Consider the following 19727-nt stretch of genomic DNA (forward strand, 5'->3'; position numbering starts at 1 on the left):
ACCCCGACCACCAGGTTACCAAAGGGGTCAAGGAAATGTGGCACACCGGCCGCAGCCAGCTGTTGACGGACACAGCGCACCACGTGTTGCTCACGAAACGGCGCCGCGGGCTGACGCAGGATATCCTTAAGCTGGGAGAGGCGTTTTGCGGTCAGCATGGGTCAAAAAGAATGGGGCAATGACAATTGATGGCTGGTGATGATGGCTGAAGGGTTTAGCGTTAAAGGAAAGGCTGGAGACGGAGTCGATAACACCGGGCGCGATTTGCCCGGCACCCACTACAGGGCATCGCGCTGATCCGTGAAGCGCTGCACCTGGCCCATGTGGATCTCACCATCGTGCACCGCCCCTTCGGCGATGGCGATGACCGGGCTGGTCAGGCTGCCGCGAATCTGCGCCGTGGACAGGATCTCGATTTTTTCCTGTGCGATGACCGTGCCCTCAAGCCGGCCGGCGATCACCACATTTTTGGCCGTGACATCCCCCAGCCAGGCACCGCCCTCGCCGATCACCAGGGTACCGTTCAACTGACTGTCGCCCTCGACGCGACCGAGTACAATGGTGTGGCCCTCCCCGCCGATGGTGCCGGTAAATACACTGCCGGGGCCGACACTGGTGGTGAATCCGTTCACACTGTCCAGACTGCGACGCCCCTTGCTGCTGGCCAGATTAATTTTCGGTTCTTTGGTCACAGGATGCTCACAGGTTTCTCAGACAATTCCCACAGAGTGCTTTACTCACAGGGGGTCCTTTAATAAATTCACCATCGGTTTCACAGATAGCTGTCGCCCAATCACCAAGGCCTTCAGCCACTAAAGCGCTGAAAGACCAGGCAGGCATTGGTGCCGCCGAAACCAAAGCTGTTTGACATCACCGTATTGAGCTTCACATCGTCAATCCGCGTCTGCACCACCGGCATGCCTTTGGCCTCTGCGTCCAAATTCTCAATATTGGCCGAGGCGGCGACGAAATCCCCTTCCATCATCAGCAGGGAATAGATGGCCTCATTGACACCGGCCCCGCCGAGCGCGTGCCCGGTCAGTGATTTGGTGGAGCTGATATGAGGGATGGTGTCGGCAAACACCTCCCGGATCGCGGCCAGTTCCTTGGTATCACCGACCGGCGTGCTGGTGCCGTGGGCGTTAATGTAATCGATACTGCCCTCGACGCTTGCCAGCGCCTGCTGCATGCAGCGGACGGCGCCCTCACCCGAGGGTTGCACCATGTCGTATCCATCGCAGGTCGCCCCGTAACCCACCAGCTCGGCGTAGATCTTCGCGCCACGCCGTTTGGCGTGCTCCAGTTCTTCCAGTACCAACAGACCCCCGCCCCCGGAAATCACGAATCCGTCGCGGTCCGCATCATAGGCGCGTGACGCCTTTTCGGGCGTGTCATTGTATTTGGAAGACAACGCGCCCATGGCATCAAATAGCACGCTTTGGGTCCAATGCAGCTCTTCGCCACCACCGGCGAAGACCATGTCCTGCTTGCCCATCTGGATGAGCTCCATGGCATTGCCAATGCAGTGCGCGCTGGTGGAGCAGGCCGAACTGATGGAATAGCTCACGCCTTTCACCTTGAAGGCGGTGCCCAGACAGGCCGACGTGGTGCTGCCCATGGTGCGCGGCACCATAAATGGCCCCACCTTGCGCACGCCCTTGGAGCGCAGCAGGTCTGCCGCCAACACGGTATTTTCGGTGGATGCGCCCCCCGAGCCAACGATCAGCCCGGTGCGCGGATTCGAGATATGTTCTTCGCTGAGGCCGGCATCCGCGACCGCCTCCTGCATGGCGATATAATTAAAGGCCGCCGCATCGCCCATAAAGCGCCGCAACTTGCGATCGATCAATGCCTCGGTATCCAGATTCACCGCACCATGCACATGGCTGCGAAAACCGAGATCGGCATACTCCTGGCTAAAGCTGATCCCCGAGCGTCCCTCGCGCAGGGAAGCGGACACCTCTTGCTTGTTATTACCGATGCTGGAGACAATACCCAGTCCAGTGACGACGACACGTTTCAATGCTATTTCCTCTTGCCTGTTATTCCCACGTTCTCAGAAATCTTCGGTCGAAGTGAACAGCCCCACACGTAAATCGGCGGCGCTGTAGATCTCTCGTCCGTCAACTTCCATTGTCGCGTTACCAATTCCCATTACCAGTTTGCGCAAAATCACGCGTTTCATATTAATACGATAGGTGACTTTTTTATTTTCGGGAGTCACCTGACCAAAAAATTTCACCTCGCCGGCGCCCAGCGCGCGGCCACGCCCAGGTCCACCCATCCAGCCCAGGAAGAAGCCGATCAGCTGCCACATGGCATCCACACCCAGGCAACCCGGCATCACCGGATCATTGTGGAAATGACAGCCGAAAAACCACAGATCAGGGGTAATATCCAGCTCGGCGATGATCTCCCCCTTGCCGAACTCACCCCCTTCATCGGAGATCCGGATCACCCGATCAAACATCAACATCGGCGGCAACGGCAGCTGTGCATTGCCTGGCCCGTACATTTCCCCACGCCCGCAGGCCAATAACTCTTCCCGTGTAAACTGAGATTGCTTAGACATATATTTTAAACACCATTCGATATGGCCCCTCCCAGGATTATCGGGACCGTTTGTTATTTAATACCTGATTTCCAGCGATGGCTGGCGGTCCCGATAGCGCCAACAACGATGCTGCGAGGCCGATTTTACACAAAAGCGTATCAACGTCAGCCATGCCGCAATAAATGACCGGCTAGACTACCACATCAACTGCGGCTTTTGGACACTATCCGTGCGGAAACTGGCTAAGGGCAAGCATCTGTTAATCAACAAGTAATTAGACTAAAGCCAATCCCTGGTCGACTCATTGCGGGGCCGTCGGGCGGCTGTCGGGATTGGCAGGATCCGTGCCGGCGGCGACCTCCTCCCCATCCCAGGCGCCATCGCCATCGCTGTCGACCAGTGTGGGCGAGGTCATATATCGGCGTACTTCCACAAAATCGCCCACGCCATCAAAGTCACTGTCCACTCTTTGCGGATCCGAGCCCAGCTCGCGTTCCTCGTGATTGGTCAGCCCATCCCCGTCCAGATCGTTATAGCGGGGGTCCTGTGGATCCGGCCGGCTACCTGCCTCGGTCGGATCAGAGCCCAGCCGCACCTCGACACCATCCAGATAACCGTCGCCATCGGTATCCGCGACCAGGGGCAGGGTCCAGTATTCATTGACCTCCAGCCCATCGGCCAGGCCATCCGTATCGGTGTCGGCAAACTGGGAGTCGGTTTTATAAATGCGGGCCTCTTCAAGATCGGTCAGGCCATCACCATCCGAATCCAGCGTATCGCGCATTGCGGCTGAGTCGGCCCAGCCCGGGGTGATTACAGCGACCAGACCGGCGAAAAGCAGGCAGACCCGGCACAGCAGCTGTAGACAGGCTATCGACATTAACGGCTAGCCCCGATGACAGGGATGGCATTACACATACTTACGCGATGCCTCCATCACGTTTGGGAGCTGCTCAAGCTTGAGCAATGCCTGACTCAGCTGCTCGACATCGCTCACATCCATGCGCAGGGTCATGGTCGCAATATGAGTGGCATGATGGGTGGCGGTATTCACCGCGGTCACATTCAGCCCCGCATTGCTCAACACCTCGGTAATATCGCGCAACAGGCCCTGGCGATCAAAGGCGCGCACATGAATATCCACCTCGTAGGTTTGCGGGCGTCCATGGCTCCATTCAACCTCAATGAGGCGTTCAGGCTCCTGTCGCTTAAGACGCAGGACATTTCGGCAATCATTGCGATGTACGGTCACGCCATGACCGCGGGTGATGTAACCGACGATAGCGTCATAGGGCAGCGGCTTGCAACAACCGGCGAGCTGCGTCACCAGGTCCCCCACGCCCATAATGCACACATTTCCGGTATCCGAAGCGGCTGCCTGCGTTTTGCGCGCGGATGGCAGCGGCGAGGTCGGCGGCAATATGTACTCGGCAAGTCGATGGGCGATTTGCGACCCGGTGATGTCACCACAACCGGCTGCGGCCAGAAAATCATCGGTTGACGCAAATTTGAAGCGTTTCGCCAGGACATCGAGTCCAATGTCAGACACGCCCAGCCGATGAAACTCTTTCTCAATAAAGCTCCGGCCATGAATGACATTATTGGCATAGTCTTGCTGACGGAACCAACCGCGCACCTTGGCGCGGGCGCGTGGATTTGTCAGGTAATGGAGATGGGGGTTCAGCCAGTCCCGGCTGGGCGTACCCCTCTTCGAGGTCAATATTTCGACCTGTTCGCCATTCTTCAAGACATAGGCAATGGGTACAATTTTACCGTTGACCTTTGCGCCCCGGTAGCCATGCCCCACATCGGTATGAATATGATAGGCAAAATCCAGGGGTGTGGAGCCCTTGGCCAGATCCACCACCTCACCCTGTGGGGTTAAGACGTAAACCCGGTCATGAAAAACCTCCGACTTGAACCGATCGATAAAATCTTCCGTATCCCGGTCTTCGTCTTTCCACTCGAGTATTTGTCGCAACCAGGAAATGCGTTCACGATAATCATTGTCCTGCCGGCCCCCCTCTTTATAGCCCCAATGGGCTGCCACACCATGTTCGGAATGCTGGTGCATCTCATGGGTGCGGATCTGGATTTCCAGTGTTTTTCCGGCGGGCCCCATTACTGCAGTGTGTAACGACTGATACATATTGCCCTTGGGTGAGGCAATATAATCATCAAACTCGCTACGGATCGGGTGCCACAGCGTGTGCACCAGTCCCAGCACGGCATAACAGGCCGCAACATCATCGACCAGGACACGCACCGCGCGCACATCAAACAGGTTCTGAAAGTCCATGGACTTTCCCTTCATCTTGCGCCAGATGCTGTAGATGTGTTTTGGACGGCCCATGACCTCCCCGTCAACACCGGCAAGCTGCAATTCCCGGCGCAACGTCTTCACAACCTCGGCAATATAGTTTTCGCGATCTTCACGGCGCTCATCGAGCAAGCCCGCAATGCGCTGATAATCATCCGGCTCAAGAAAACGGAAACTCAAGTCCTCCAGCTCCCACTTCAGCTGCCAGATCCCCAGGCGATTGGCGAGCGGTGCAAAAATATCCATCGTCTCCGTTGCCATGCGGCGTTTTGCTTCATCGGGCATTTTTTTTAGCTCGCGCATAATCTGCACACGCTCGGCCAACTTTATTAACACCACGCGCACATCTTCCGCCATGCCCAGCAGGAGTTTTCTTAATCCTTCCAGGTAGCGTTTGTCGGCAGCCGACCCGTCGGCCTGCGACTTGTATTCATCAACGATATTAAGTTTATGGACTCCCTCCACCAGACTGGCGACGCCGGCACTAAACAGGGTTTCGAGCTGCTCAGTGGGCAACATGGCCTGAGGTATGCTGCAAAAAAATGCAGCGACCAGTGGTTCGGTATCCACCCGCAATGCCAATAATATCTCTACGATTCCCGTTGCATGCGACAACAGGGGTTTTACTGACACACCCTGTGATGTGGCCAGTTCTTCGACCAGTTTATACGCACGCTGCAGCGCATCATGGGCACCTTCCGGGAGCTGCTCATCGATTTTATGAATCCAGGGGATGGTCGCAAGATCATTCATATTAAGGGGAATATAGCTATGACCGTGTTTGAATGGCTTCAAACATGGCTCAGGTAAAGAATCAAAAGGAAACTACCAGGCGGCAGGCAGGCGTTCATTAATAGTGATGACTTTGTTTTCCACCGTGATATAACCACCTATAGAGAGGTCACGCAAAATACGGCTGACCATCTCCCGAGAAGCCCCCACCATGCTGGCAATCTCACGCTGAGTCAGGCGTTGCTGAATGACCTTTTTATCAGCCGATTGCTCGGCCATCTCCAGCAATAGACGTGCGACTCTGCCATACACATCCATCAAGGCCAAACTGCGGACGTTTTCGGTCAATTCACGTAACCGGCGGGCCAGGCCCCGCATCACTGCCAAGGCCATCTCCGGATGCTCATTCATGCACCTGTCAAAGGCGGCCTTTGACAAAATGGCCAGCTTGGTCTCCTCTAGGGTCATCACCGATGCCGACCGCGGGGCCTCATCCAGAATCGCAAGTTCACCAAAATACTCACCCTTACCCTGCATATTCAGGGTGACCTCCTTGCCCTCCTCATCAGACAAAAAGACCTTCACCTTACCCGACAATATGACATACAAAGAGTCCGACCGATCACCTTCACAGATGACCAATGTATTTTTGGGAAAGCTACGGGTGACCGTTAGACCAGAAACTGCCGCCATATCAGCAGCGGAAAACCCGGAAAACAATGCAATAGTAGTCAAAGACACGTTACAACTCCCTTGTTTACCGTTGAATACGGCGTCTATACAAAGAAGATATTGTGAAGAAACCAACCCTGAAAAATCACACAATATCTCCGCGACCATCAATCAAAGCGCGTCAGATCAGCGCCCCCCTGCCCGCCTGGCCCCACTGTCGATCAAAAGTGACAGCCTGTCCTCGCCAAAATGGGAATATGTCACACGGTAGGTGCGCATAAATACGCCGCCCTCCCCCTCAGAACAACTTATCGTAGGGGCGTGAAAGGGAAAACGAGGCACGATTGACACGGACGTCATCCCACTCTATAGGGGCGCAGATAGGGGCGCAGGTTTACCCGGTACTCTCCCGTCGACAGCAAAATCGTTACACAGATTATTCAATACGGCAACCAGGCAGTATCAAGAAGGTCGGCACAGAATGCCTTTTATGGATAGCACCACACAATTTGCTGAATATTTACCCAATTTAATCAGCACCCGCATCACCCAGGACCGTGACAAAGCCGCAATCACAAAAAAACCGATGCGGCCCGATCATGCGACATGGCGAGCGTTTCAGGCAGGAATGCAGGCTTTACAGAATTATGCACAGCGATCAGCCGCCAATCCCAGGGCAATCGCAAAGGCCAACCTGCAATTACTGCACCGCTCACTCTTAAGAGATCCGGCCTATATACAGTCTCTCAAAAATGCCAGCAATAGCATGGGCGGATATCGCCTACCAGCCTCATATTGCATTTTTGAGGACAATCATCTCCGCGCAGAACTGATCAACCTGCAATCGGGAACCACGATTCAACTGAAATCACAGCCTGGCAGCTACGCAATCTATCTGTCGATTCGCGGCAATCCATCGCTCTACCGGCCGGACAGCACGACCTCAGCACGCAATCACTGGTGGGATCGATATCGTCAGACAAAGCATGAAGAATTTCTAAAAAATGAAGCTGCGGTATTTATCTCGTCACTGCAGAAAAGCACCGAAATGCTAACGGCAACCACAAAAGAGTGCATCTTGCTGCGAATACAGATATCGGGAGCGAGCCTGGATTAAGGCACACAATCTGCGAGAAGGTGATTAGTCGATAATAAGATCCACCAGGGTCAGACAAATGACCTACCCACAATCTGAAAAGAGTATGGGCGGACAATAAACCCGAAAATACTCGATGCAGTTACCGGCAGCTACCGACTAACCGTCTGCCTTCGAAACAATATACCGATCACGTCCAGATTCCTTCGCCTGATAAAGCGCCTCATCGGCCAAGGCGATGAGATCGGTAGGCGATGAACTCTCACAGGCAACCCGGCTTGTAATGCCTAAGCTTATCGTCAAATACTCTGCCACCTCGGAATGGGCATGCGGAATCTTTAACGAGCGTATCTTTTTACACAATTCGTCGGCGAGCTTAATCGCGCCATCAATGTCCGTGTTCGGCAATACTACCACGAACTCTTCACCACCATAGCGGGCCACAAGGTCAGCGGGACGGTGCACCACTTCACTCAGCGCAGAGGCAACCTGGCGCAGGCAACCATCACCGGCCAGATGGCCATAATTGTCGTTATAGGGTTTAAAAAAATCAATATCCAGCAAAATGAGCGACAAAACAGTGTTATCGCGCGCGGAACGCAGGCATTCATTTACAACAAATTCGTCAAAGCGCCGTCGATTCGCAATACCAGTCAGGCCATCCAGACAGGTCAATTTCTGTAACTCGGCATTGCTATGTTCAAGCTCTACCTGGAGTTCACGCAATGCCTTGAATGCATCATCACGTTGCAATTGCGTAAGGTAGCTTTTGGAGTGGGCTCGAATCCGAGCCACCAGTTCAATTTTATCAGGCAATTTCACCAGATAATCATTGGCACCCCGTTCAAAGGCAAGGCTTTTTGCATGAGGATCTTCCTTGGTTGACAGCACAATGATCGGAATATTGTGCGTCCTGGCATCTTCTTTATAAGCCTTGACCAGAGCATAACCATCAATCTCAGGCATGATAAGATCCTGCAATATAATCGTTGGCCGAGTATCGACGGCCATCTGGACGGCTTTCCCAGGATCATTACAGTAATGAAATTCGATATCGGCTTCATCGACGAGCATGCGTCGGATTCCTTCCGCCACCATCATCTGATCATCAACCAGCAAAACCACTGCCTTACCGGGTTGAGGCACAGCAATTCCAGTTTTTTCGTCAATACTCATAATGCATTAGCCTTTGATGTGCCTGCAAGGCTAGAATGCAGGCTATCATTCCGTTTTAAAATATCCGCAATATCCTCTAGCGCACAGACCTGATGTGCGGCATCAATTGCTATTGCGGCCTTTGGCATTCCAAATACAGCACAACTTTTTTCATCTTGGGCAATAGTGTGTGCCCCATGACGCCTGAGTTCAAGCATCGATTGAGCACCATCTCTCCCCATTCCGGTGAGCAGTACTGCTGTTAACTCACCCTCCCAATGCTTGCGCAATGAATCCCAGAATACATCAACAGAGGGACGATAAGGGATTGATTTTGGCTCTTCAACATACTGTAGGTAGCCGCCAGCGGTAAGAACGAGGTGATTATCAGATCCCGCCAAAAGCACTTTACCCGCTGCAGGTCGATCACCTTCCTTTGCCAAACGCACCGGCAACGTGGTTTGCTGATCCAGCCAGTCAGCCAAGCCCTGGGAAAAATGGGCATCAACGTGCTGCACAATGATGATGGCGGAATTAAAGTTCGCAGGCAGTCTTTGCAAGACTGTGGCCAATGCCTGAGGACCACCCGAGGAAGCACCAATCGCAACAATGCTCAGCTCATTCGTAGGCACTCGCCTGTCGATGGGGTACGTAGAAACAGGCGCATCATCAAGGATACGGGATCTCGTCAGAATATCCAGCATCGATATTTTGCGCAGCAGTGCCTGCTGAGCCTCAACGGCAGCTTCACCCATGAGCACCGGAGTATTGACCGCATCAAGCGCCCCATTCCCCATAGCCTCAAATACCAGGGCAGAATTCTTGTTCACAGAAGAAGTCACTATCAAAATAGGGCAAGGTGTCAACTGCATGATCTGCCGAGTCGCTTCGACCCCGTTCATCTCTGGCATAATGATATCCATCAATACCAGGTCGGGGCGATCTGCTGCACAATATTCAATCGCCTCTTTTCCACTTAATGCAGCCCATGCAACGCTATGCGCGGCGGAGCTTGTAATCACTCTCCGCATTCCCTCAATCGCCATCGGCATATCATTAACGATACCGATCCTCATTTGTTTGCCTCTCCAATCAAATCTTCGACTGCCTCAACCAGGGTGTCATCATGAAAACTACCCTTGGTTAGATAATAATCTGCGCCTGCATCCAGTCCACGTCGGCGCTCCTCCACTCTGTCCTTATAAGATACAATCATGACCGGGATATTTCTCAGGTGTAAATCCTGCTTAATTGACTTCACTAATTCAATACCGTCCATGCGAGGCATATCCACATCGGTAATAATCAGATCATAAGCAACGCGTCTGATGGCATTCCACCCATCCATCCCATCCACTGCCACATCTACCAGATAGCCACTGGCTTCAAGAAGATCTTTTTCAACCTCGCGGACAGTCAGGGAATCATCAACAACCAACACACGCTTCCTTGAGGTTTTTAATTTTTCCTCTGCCAGTTGGTAAACATCCCCAAGACGACCTCCCGTAATAATATGGTTAATACTACGCACCACATCATCAACATCAAGGATAAGGACCGGGTCTCCATTGCCCAGCAATGCCGCAGAGCTAACATTGGGGATCTTGCCCAGGCGCTGGTCGAGCGCATGTACCGATAATTGTCGTTGATCTACATAGCGATCGACCACCAGACCATATTGGTCGAGTCGATCGCTAATGATGACCACAGTTAGCTGCCCGCCATCGATACGGCCACTATCGAAACCAAGAACCTGAACACCTGAAACAAGACCAATATTTTTATTATCAATACAGACATATTGACGGCCTTCCATTTCCAGCACATCTTCCGTTGAAATCTTTAGAATTCTGTCAACCCTGCTTAAAGGAAAGGCATAGGGTTCGTCTGCGATATCCACCAGTAATGCTGGCATAACCGACAAGGTTATGGGCAGGGTCATGACAAACTCTGCACCAACCCCGGGCCTGTTATTCACTGTCACGACACCGCCCAGCTCTTTAACACTATCTCTAACCACATCCAGACCTACACCACGACCGGAAATCTCCGAAATAACATCGCGGGTCGAGAAATCCGGCAGGAACAGGAATTCAAGCAATTCCTCATCCGACAAGCTGCCCATCATTTCCGGGCCAATCAGGTTTTTTGTAAGCACTTTGTTCTTAATACGCCCAACATCAATACCTGCACCATCATCTCCAATGGATATTCTTAGCATCCCTGATGAGTGAACAGCCGTCAGTTTGATGGTCGCAGTCTCAGGTTTACCGATGGTTTTACGCTGTTCACTATTTTCTATACCGTGATCAATGGAATTACGTAATAAATGGTTGATTGGCGACTTGATCTTTTCAAGAACATCCCGGTCGACTGCACAATGCCCTCCATTTATCTCAAGCGAGACCCTTTTATCCAGCGAACGAGCAAGATCACGCACCATCCGTTTCAAGCCAACGACAGCGTCCTCAAAGGGACGCATCCGACTCCCTGCAACCTCATTAAAGAGTTTGGTTGTCAGATTAATGCTTGTTCTATCGTATTCATCAAGCCGGTTAATTTGCTCAGAAAGCGATCGCCGACACGAATCAAATTGGAGCAAGGCATGGTTATGGGCATCCGCATCGATCATGCTGTTGCTCAGCATCAGGTCTTGCCAACCTTCCAACAAGCTCACCAGACCATCCTGCTTACGTTTTATACTCTGCAAGGAATCTTTAAAATGGCTTAGACGTTTTGCCTCAACCAGAATCTCACTCGAGAGCCCCAATATCCTCGACATCCTTTCAGCGCCGATCTTTAGTGATCGTTCATCAGTGCCCTGCCCATTATCGACAGACATACCCACCACTGGTGTGGTGACTGGTGGCGGCGAAACATCCAGATCCGAGTTGACCCTGTCAGCCGTATGTACCTTAGGAGCCGCAGACAAAATATCCTTCAACGATTCCACTACCGGCAAATATACCGCCGCATTTTCTTCACCCCAGACGTTGAGTTCCTTCTCGGGAATCCTGGAGATATGGACGATCGCATCGACAGCCGCCAGTAATACATCAACATCGGAGGATGCGATCAATACCCCACCCTGTTGAGCCGCGACAAACACATCCTCCATGACATGTGATATTTTTACAATCGGCTCAATTGATACCATGCGAGCCGCCCCTTTGAGGGAGTGAGCGGCTCTCATTAAGATTTCGAGCTTTTGATCCGAAGAGGCGTTATCTTCCAGCGAGAGAAGCTCCTCACTGAGTATAGCAACCTGTGACTCGACCTCCATACGGAACAAGTCGAACATCGACAAGTCCCCCAATCCGCCAGAGGAAGGACTCACAACAGAATTCCTTCTAGAGTCGACTGAAATTTGTCAACATCTAAAACAGCAACCTTATTGGTAGCGTGATTAATAACGCCCAGCAGAAGGTTTGCACCATCATAAGCAAGCGTGGAAGGTATGGGGTATAACTCATCATCATGATACAAGGCCATTCCAGAAATGTGCTGGACAACAAACACATAATAATTTCCACCTATAAAAGCAACAATAAACCGCGTTATTTCACTGCTGCCGCCTTTCCTGTTCTTACTATCCTGGCATCTGACACCCAGGACACTCTCCAGTGAATAACAGACTCTTATTTCGCCGCCGACATTAACCACCCCGACAATGCCTGGGTTGTTATTTCCAGGGATCTTATGAATCGTCTTTTTTTCGGTAATTTCATGCAAGCACCTGGAGGGAATCGCAAACCATTCCTCAACCACCCGAAATACAAGTATCGACCTGCTATCTTTTTTAATGATCGGCTTGTTCGCCGCCAGACCCTTTCGCCATTCCTTCAGATAACCCGCAGGCGCTGCCCTGTCCAGTACCCGCTTACCTTCGCTTGAGAAGACGGGACAGTTACGGCAATGAATATACTCTTCCAGTTTTTCACATTTATCACTGACCGCACTCCATACGCCACGCTCGTACCAGCAGCGGTCAACCGGCTTGTTAATTCTTATGGTCTTCTTCATAAACTGATCTTTCACCGCTTGTTTCTTTCCCGCGCCTTAATTTCTCGCCGCCGGTAAAATTCTGCGCTGTCAACATCACCTCTTTTCTCCGCCAGCAACACCGAAAGCCCCAGCGCCTTCTGATGATTGGGAGACAGATAGATCGCCTTTTTAAGCAGGGACTCTGCGCCGCCATGACTACCGCATAAGTTGCTGATCAAACCCAGAAAATAATATCCATCTGCATTTTCTGGGTCACTTTCCAGCACGCCTTCACATACCGCGGCGGCATCATCATAATGGCCACCCTCAATCAACTTCTCCACCTTTTTCCATGCATGAGTGGCGGACACCTTATCACCTTGCGGAGATTTTCTGGCAGCCGTCGCCCTAATAAGACGGTTTGATAGCAGGGAATCCTTTTTGGTAACCGCGACTAACTGGTCATATATCGCCTTTAATTTATTAACCGGCCCAATGTTATTAGCCGCCATATTCGTATTACTGTCCGAAATCTTCCGGTAAGCGAAAGACTTCGGAATATCGACATTATCGAAATGCTGCTTGCTGACCTGGGTCCCCTCCGCATGCCCGACAAACAGATAACCCCCCGGCTTTAACATCTGCCGAAGCTTATCCAGAACCATGCACTGAGTATCCTTGTTGAAATAGATCAGCAGATTTCGGCAGAAAATGACGTCGTAGTAGTCATTTGCCGGACTGATCGTATCGGTAATCACATTTGCCCTGTCAAAGGACACAAGGGCCTGCACTTCGGGTAAAATCTGGTAACCGGAACTGATCTTGTTAAAAAATCTACTCTGAATATCAATGTCATTTTCACGAAACGAATGTTTCCCATAGATGGACCTTCTCGCCTTCGCGATAGCGCGCTTGCTGACATCTATCCCATCAATATGAAAATCATCTTTGTCAAGACCGGCCATCATCAGCGCCATAGCGATAGAATATGGCTCCTCTCCTGTTGCGCAGGGTAAGCTCAGTATCTTTAACGGTTCACGTTCAGCAGATCCATCTTGCTGACCGGCTATTGCCGACACACACACGTTTAACGCTTCAAACGGGTATTTATTGCGGAAGAACCAGGTCTCCGGCACAACGACCTCTTCTACCAACTCATCAAATTCGTCACCGTTATTCTTGATTAACGAATAATAACTACTTATTGATGCCAACCGAAGGTGCGACATTCGATGACTGATCGCCCTTTCGATACTCGACAACCCCACCGTATCGGCGTGCAAGCCGATCTTATTCTTCAGCAGGTCTTGAATCTTGTCGACCGCCATATGCTCAGATACCCCTGGCGCCATCGCCATTCAGGAACAACAGTCCTTCATCGATGCGTTTAAAGATATCCTGCGGGTCGATTCTTGTCAGCACCCCCTCACTGTCACTCGCCACTGGACCAATAAATGGCATCTCCGGGTTGTGCAGGCCAGGAGGCATGAAATCACTCTCATTCGCCGAAAAGGTTTCTGTCGCAGATTCGACCAGAAAGCCGATGGTTATATTTTCACCATTATTCGATTTTATTGTGCTGAGAATGATTCTGGTGCTCAACTTCCTGGCGCAGGGACGGGCAATCAATAATTGACACAAGTCAATTACCGGAACAGAAGCACCATGGTAGTTCAGTGTTCCTGCGGCATATTCTGGCAGAGCCGGCACTGTGCGCAGGTTCACATAGGGAACAATCACGGTAATCTTGCTGATTGCGATGACATAGCGCTCCTTTCCTATGTAAAATCTCGAATACAGCACGCCTCTATAACTCTCTACTAGCGGTCACTATTACTGACGCGGAACTTCGACACACCACTCTGCAAGGACTGTGCGGCATCCTTGAGAGAATCAATGGCAGAAGACGAATGCCGTATCGATTCTACTGACTGCTGCGCGGACTCACTCAGCTGGATCATCGCCTGCGTAATCTGCTCAGCCCCCTGCGTCTGAAAATGCATCCCCTGCTGCACATTCTCAAACCGTGGCGTGAACTCCTGCACCTCTTCGATGATCACTGCCAGGTGTGAAGAGACATTATTGACATCCTCCACACTCCTGCGCACCTGGTCGGTAAATTTTTCCATACTCAACACACCGGATGACACGGCGGTCTGCATCTCCTTCACCATCTGCTCTATATCGAGTGTCGAGACAGCCGTCTGATCCGCCAGACGCCTGACCTCGGTGGCCACCACCGCAAAGCCAAGACCATATTCACCCGCCTTCTCTGCCTCTATCGCGGCATTCAGCGATAATAAATTGGTCTGGTCAGCCACCTTGGTGATGGTTGTCACTACGCTGTTTATATTTCTTGCCTTTTCATTGAGGGTCTCGAACTTTAGTGCGATCGCCCTGGAGGCCTCGACAATCTGTTGCATTGTCGATTCCATGTGCCCAAGGTTTTCATGGCCCCTGGCCGCGGAAACGCGCGTGCGGTCTGCCACTTCGGCCACCTCATCCATGGTATTGGTCAGCTCCTTAGTGGTTGCCGATATTTCCGTCGCGGTTGCCGCTATTTCATTGGTGGTTGCAGCCTGTTCTGCAATCGTTGCCTGCTGTTGTTTCGCGGTTGCCGCAATCTCGGTGGCTGACGATGTCACCTGAATACCGGAGCGCTGCACCTGAGCCACCAGAGTATTCAGGCTCGTCAGCATGCTCTGTACGCCGGATGCCAAATGATCAATTGCATCATTGCCTGCAATATTGATGACCCCCGTAAGATCCCCCTTCTCGGCCTGACTGACAACACGCAAAATTTCATTGACCTTCTTTTCGAGTGTCTCTACGGCTTCCCTTTTTTGTTCCGTGGAGCTCGCAATATAATTGATCATGATCTGCAGGCTCTCCGCCAATTCGCCAATCGCCCCACCGCCTTTCATCTCAATTCTTACATCGAAATCACCTTCGGCGACCTTGTTCACTGCCAGCAATAACTGATCGACCTTTTCGCGAAGGTCTTCCGCAACTTCATGCTCCCGCTCTACAGCGGTATTCACATTATCCGCCATGGTATTAAAGGCGGTGGCAAGTTCGCCAATCTCGTCCTCTCTATCCACGACCGCGCGAATCTTAGTGTCGCCATTGGCGCGCAGCAGCAAGACCTCATTCAATGTCGACAGGGGTTTGACGATCCAGATTTTCAGCAAGGCATTGATCAACAGCAGCCCAATGAGAAAAAAGCCGACGTTAAACCACAGCGTCAACCAGAACTCTCTATCAACGGCCTGATCAATCTCGGCCAGTGAATAGCCAATTCGGATCGCGCCATTCACTGCACCGGTCGGCACGTTATGGCACTGTAGACAGTTGACCCCTCGGGTATTCTCCGTCGCCCGAAAAGGGGTGATCACGGTCATCATGCGCTGACCTGCCTGTTCATCAATGCGAATAATTTGCTCACCACCCAGGGCCTCGTTGTCGAGATCATCCAGTGCCGCCTCATCCGGTGAGCCGGGGCCGAACTGTGACGAGACTGGCGCGCCGCGAATCACCCGTGCCTCAAGAATATATTTGCGTGCCAGCATCTTGTTGCGCAGGATGCTGCGCTGATCCATCGTGCCGGTCAGCATCATCGTATTGAGGCTGTCAAAGTAGAAGGTGGTCATCTCCTTTACCTGATGCTCCGCCACTTCCATCAGGCGTGCCCGCTCATGGGTCACGGCGGCGATTGTCACCAATGTCATCATCAACAAAAACACCATGCTGACCGTCAGATTGACCTTTGCCCGCAGCGAGAAGTGGCCAGCCAGTGACATTGATTTGTCTTTTTTCATTACCGATTTCCTGTGTGGATTTTTGTTTTATGCATTGAAAATGGGCCGCCCGGCGCACCCACGCGCCCATTGGCGGCCTCTATGGCTGTCACACGACCAGGCTATCCCTCTGTTTTTTAAGAGAATATGCTGTATAACCTTATGGCATCATGTCTATCTTGGTGGCGAATTATGCTGTCTAGAATGGCGGATGAATCGCCGGAAACTTTAGCAATCCCAACAAGTTGGCTTGGCAATCAGACAATGATATTTAATCAGGAGATTAAACGATAGAAGGGAACTTTATTCGAATGGCATGCGCCGGCAGGATGAAATATCATCGACGCAACATTTTCGTGACCGTCAAAAAGCCGCAATTACGCCCGTTGAGCCAGGGCAAGCAACGACTTCAGTTCAGGGAGGCAAGAACCACAATTGGTGCCGGCTTTGAGGCAGCGGCCAATCTCTTCGGCGGTACTCAGCCCTTGCTGTTCAATGGCCTCGAGGATGGTGTTACGCCCGACACCAAAACAGGCACATACCGTGGGGCCAACGTCCTTCTGCCCTGTTGCGGCGCGCCCCAGTAATAATGCCGAGCGCTCACCCTCGGACAAGGCCTGTTTGGAAAACAGGCCTGCCAGCCAATTCCGCGAGGGCAATTTATGGCCTGGAGCAATAAAAATACAACTTTCGATGCGCTCTCCCACTAAACGCACACCACGATAGTAACGGGCCGCTTCGTCCAGGTATTCCACCCAATTGACGTCGGCATCCGACTGACACAACATCCCCCGCGACCAGGCTGACCAATCCCTGGGAGCCTGCTCACCCGCCAGTTCATAACGATAAAAGCCCTGGCCCGTCGCCTGCACCCAATAACGGGCGCCACTCAATTGCAGCTGGCGACGCGATAACAGGAAGCCATGCCAGGCAGGCGTATAGGGCGCAAAATTGACCGGCGTGTTTTTCGACTCAGGTTGCCCTGACACGGGATCCACCGCAGACTTGACCACCGCATCCACACGACCATGACTGGCATATTGGGCATTCCAGTGCATGGGCACAAAGACATTACCGGGTCGCTGATCATCACTCAGACGCGCCCGCACGATCACCTCCCCCCAACGGCTGAACACGCGTACCAGGGATTCATCTTCAACACCGCGCGCTTGCGCGTCCTGTGGATGAATCTCCGCATAGGGTTCGGGGCTGTGCTCGGTCAACCGTGGCGACTTGGCGGTGCGCGTCATGGTATGCCATTGATCCCGCACCCGCCCCGTGTTCAGCACATAGGGAAAGTCGGCATCGCATTCCACGACGGCTGGTCTCGGCACAATCGGCAGCATTTTCGCCTTTTGATTCGCGGTAAAAAAGCGTCCGTCGCTAAACATGCGCGCGGTACCAAGAGGACTTTGTGCGGTCACCGGCCACTGTATGGGCGCTAACTGCTCGTAGTGATCATTCGTCAGCACGGCCAGGGTACTGATATCAAAGTCACGTTGACCGTTGTTTTCAAAACCTGACAGTGCGGCATGCTCGCGGAAAATCTCCGCAGCACAAGTAAATTGAAAACCCGCGGAAAAACCCATACGTTGCGCAACCCGATTGACGATCCACCAATCGGCACGCGCCTCACCCGGCGGCGCTAAAAAAGCACGCTGGCGTGAAATACGACGTTCGGAGTTTGTGACCGTGCCATCCTTCTCTCCCCAGGTCAGCGCCGGTAACAGCACATCGGCCGTGGCGGTCGTGTCTGTCTGTTGCACGCAGTCGGAGACCACCACAAATTCACAGGCCTGCAGCGCCGCGCGCACGGTATCCGCCTCGGGCAGGCTCACCGCGGGATTGCTTGCCATCACCCACAGCGCCTTGATCTTACCTTCGGCCACCGCCTGGAACAGGTCAACCGCCTTGAGCCCCGGTTCAGTGACCATCGTGGGTGATTGCCAGAAGCGTTGCACACAATCACGATGCATTGGATTGTCAATCTCCATGTGCGCCGCCAGTTGATTGGACAGCCCACCCACCTCACGCCCGCCCATGGCATTGGGTTGTCCGGTAAAGGAAAACGGGCCCATACCGGCACGGCCGATACGGCCCGTTAAGAGATGACAGTTAATGATGGAGTTAACTTTATCGGTGCCGCTTGATGATTGATTGATGCCCTGCGAATACACCGTCACCACGCGTTCCGTCTGTGCGAACAGGCGATAAAATGCTTCAACCAGGCTGAGCGCAATACCACAAGCTTGCGCAACAATTTCCGGCGAGCCTGCTGTTTCCCGTGCCGCTTCCACGGCAGCCTCTGCCCCTTCGGTATGCGCATTCACAAACCAGGGGCTGGAAAAATCATGCTCGTGCAGATAATGCAGCAGGCCGTTGAACAACACGCCATCCGTTCCGGAAGCTAATGGCAAGTGTAAATCCGCCACATCGCAAGAGGTGGTGCGCCGTGGGTCAATCACTACCACGCGAAAACCCGGATTTTGTTTTTTTGCCTTGACGATGCGTTGATACAACACCGGATGACACCAGGCAGCATTGGAACCCACCAGCACCACCAGGTTTGCCTGCTCCAGATCTTCGTATTGGCAAGGCACGGTATCGGAACCAAAGGCGCGTTTGTGTCCTGCGACACTAGAGGACATACACAGACGTGAGTTGGTATCGATATTGGCGCTGCCAATGAAACCCTTCATCAGTTTATTGGCCACATAATAGTCTTCCGTCAACAACTGTCCGGAAACATAAAATGCCACCGCATCCACACCGTGTTCACGAATAACACGGGAGAAACCATCCGCAACCGCATCCAGTGCGGCATCCCAATCAACACGGCGACCCTGAATTGCCGGATACAGCAGCCGTCCTTCGTGATCCAGCGTCTCGGCCAGTGCCGCACCTTTGGAGCACAGTCGCCCCTGATTGGCGGGATGCTGTTTGTCGCCGCGCACACTAAAGAAGCCATCGGCCTCTTTCGTCGCCACTACGCCACAGCCTACCCCGCAATAGGGGCAGGTCGTTGTTACGGATTGTGTCATTGTTTCAATCGTTTGCTGTTTTAGCTGACGTCTATTGCTTGTCGTCTATGGTTTGTCGTCAATCACGTGCAGTGAAATGCTCACCTTGCCGTCTTCTACGCGAACAGGATAACGAGCCGCACAGCCTTCATCGGGCGCCACCGCTTCGCCTGTCTCAAATTCAATGCGCCAGTTATGCAACGGACAGGTGACGGAACGGCCATGTACGATGCCCTGCGATAAAGGACCACCCTTATGGGGGCAGGCATCGCGCAGGGCAAACACCTCGTCCGCTGCTGTACGAAAAATACCAATATTTCCTTCAGGGGTTTTAATCACCCGCGCACCGAGTTGCGGAATATCTTCAACACTACCTACTTCAATCCACTCAGACATA

Annotated in this window: 16 protein-coding genes; 1 reads left to right on the forward strand and 15 read right to left on the reverse strand. The window is 52.5% G+C overall.

The genetic code is table 11. From position 1 onward, the window contains the following. Positions 1 to 278: 278 nt before the first annotated feature. The 6 genes from RRB22_09435 to RRB22_09460 all read right to left on the reverse strand — a co-directional run bounded on the left by RRB22_09435 (position 279) and on the right by RRB22_09460 (position 6446). A complete protein-coding gene (locus RRB22_09435) occupies positions 279 to 692 on the reverse strand; it encodes a polymer-forming cytoskeletal protein (protein ID MDT8384626.1) in 414 nt (137 codons plus the stop codon). Positions 693 to 805: 113 nt separating this feature from the next. Then, on the reverse strand, positions 806 to 2023 hold the full coding sequence (gene fabB / locus RRB22_09440) for a beta-ketoacyl-ACP synthase I (protein MDT8384627.1): 1218 nt from the start codon (positions 2021 to 2023) through the stop codon (positions 806 to 808). A 33-nt stretch (positions 2024 to 2056) separates the two neighbouring features. Next, positions 2057 to 2572, reverse strand: a complete 516-nt coding sequence (fabA, locus tag RRB22_09445) for a 3-hydroxyacyl-[acyl-carrier-protein] dehydratase FabA (GenBank protein ID MDT8384628.1) — start codon at positions 2570 to 2572, stop codon at positions 2057 to 2059. A 283-nt stretch (positions 2573 to 2855) separates the two neighbouring features. Beyond that, positions 2856 to 3434 carry a hypothetical protein gene (locus RRB22_09450; protein ID MDT8384629.1) on the reverse strand — a complete coding sequence of 193 codons (579 nt, stop codon included), beginning with the start codon at positions 3432 to 3434 and terminating at the stop codon, positions 2856 to 2858. Positions 3435 to 3464: 30 nt separating this feature from the next. Continuing rightward, positions 3465 to 5627, reverse strand: a complete 2163-nt coding sequence (gene relA, locus RRB22_09455; protein ID MDT8384630.1) for a GTP diphosphokinase — start codon at positions 5625 to 5627, stop codon at positions 3465 to 3467. 72 nt (positions 5628 to 5699) lie between these two features. Continuing rightward, positions 5700 to 6446, reverse strand: a complete 747-nt coding sequence (locus tag RRB22_09460) for a Crp/Fnr family transcriptional regulator (protein ID MDT8384631.1) — start codon at positions 6444 to 6446, stop codon at positions 5700 to 5702. A gap of 322 nt (positions 6447 to 6768) precedes the next feature. Between RRB22_09460 and RRB22_09465 the strand changes: the two genes are divergently transcribed. Continuing rightward, positions 6769 to 7395 carry a hypothetical protein gene (locus RRB22_09465; protein MDT8384632.1) on the forward strand — a complete coding sequence of 209 codons (627 nt, stop codon included), beginning with the start codon at positions 6769 to 6771 and terminating at the stop codon, positions 7393 to 7395. A gap of 138 nt (positions 7396 to 7533) precedes the next feature. Here the strand turns inward: RRB22_09465 and RRB22_09470 are convergent, their stop codons facing one another. The 9 genes from RRB22_09470 to nirD all read right to left on the reverse strand — a co-directional run bounded on the left by RRB22_09470 (position 7534) and on the right by nirD (position 19726). Beyond that, complete coding sequence (locus RRB22_09470) at positions 7534 to 8550, reverse strand: diguanylate cyclase (protein ID MDT8384633.1); 1017 nt, start codon at positions 8548 to 8550, stop codon at positions 7534 to 7536. After that, positions 8547 to 9605 (reverse strand): chemotaxis response regulator protein-glutamate methylesterase, encoded by a 1059-nt coding sequence (locus RRB22_09475; protein ID MDT8384634.1) that lies wholly within the window; start codon positions 9603 to 9605, stop codon positions 8547 to 8549. The genes RRB22_09470 and RRB22_09475 overlap by 4 nt, the downstream gene beginning before the upstream one ends. Continuing rightward, positions 9602 to 11866 carry a hybrid sensor histidine kinase/response regulator gene (locus RRB22_09480; GenBank protein ID MDT8384635.1) on the reverse strand — a complete coding sequence of 755 codons (2265 nt, stop codon included), beginning with the start codon at positions 11864 to 11866 and terminating at the stop codon, positions 9602 to 9604. Before RRB22_09480 ends, RRB22_09475 begins: the two co-directional genes overlap by 4 nt. Continuing rightward, positions 11863 to 12567 (reverse strand): chemotaxis protein CheW, encoded by a 705-nt coding sequence (locus tag RRB22_09485; protein MDT8384636.1) that lies wholly within the window; start codon positions 12565 to 12567, stop codon positions 11863 to 11865. Before RRB22_09485 ends, RRB22_09480 begins: the two co-directional genes overlap by 4 nt. Further along, complete coding sequence (locus RRB22_09490) at positions 12564 to 13871, reverse strand: CheR family methyltransferase (GenBank protein ID MDT8384637.1); 1308 nt, start codon at positions 13869 to 13871, stop codon at positions 12564 to 12566. Before RRB22_09490 ends, RRB22_09485 begins: the two co-directional genes overlap by 4 nt. After that, positions 13846 to 14316, reverse strand: a complete 471-nt coding sequence (locus tag RRB22_09495) for a chemotaxis protein CheW (protein MDT8384638.1) — start codon at positions 14314 to 14316, stop codon at positions 13846 to 13848. The genes RRB22_09490 and RRB22_09495 overlap by 26 nt, the downstream gene beginning before the upstream one ends. A 17-nt stretch (positions 14317 to 14333) precedes the next feature. Then, positions 14334 to 16331, reverse strand: a complete 1998-nt coding sequence (locus RRB22_09500; GenBank protein MDT8384639.1) for a methyl-accepting chemotaxis protein — start codon at positions 16329 to 16331, stop codon at positions 14334 to 14336. 356 nt (positions 16332 to 16687) lie between these two features. Next, on the reverse strand, positions 16688 to 19351 hold the full coding sequence (locus tag RRB22_09505; GenBank protein ID MDT8384640.1) for a molybdopterin-dependent oxidoreductase: 2664 nt from the start codon (positions 19349 to 19351) through the stop codon (positions 16688 to 16690). A gap of 45 nt (positions 19352 to 19396) precedes the next feature. After that, on the reverse strand, positions 19397 to 19726 hold the full coding sequence (nirD, locus tag RRB22_09510; GenBank protein ID MDT8384641.1) for a nitrite reductase small subunit NirD: 330 nt from the start codon (positions 19724 to 19726) through the stop codon (positions 19397 to 19399). Position 19727: the final 1 nt, after the last annotated feature.

Source organism: Gammaproteobacteria bacterium (assembly GCA_032250735.1).
Classification (GTDB): domain Bacteria; phylum Pseudomonadota; class Gammaproteobacteria; order SZUA-152; family SZUA-152; genus SZUA-152.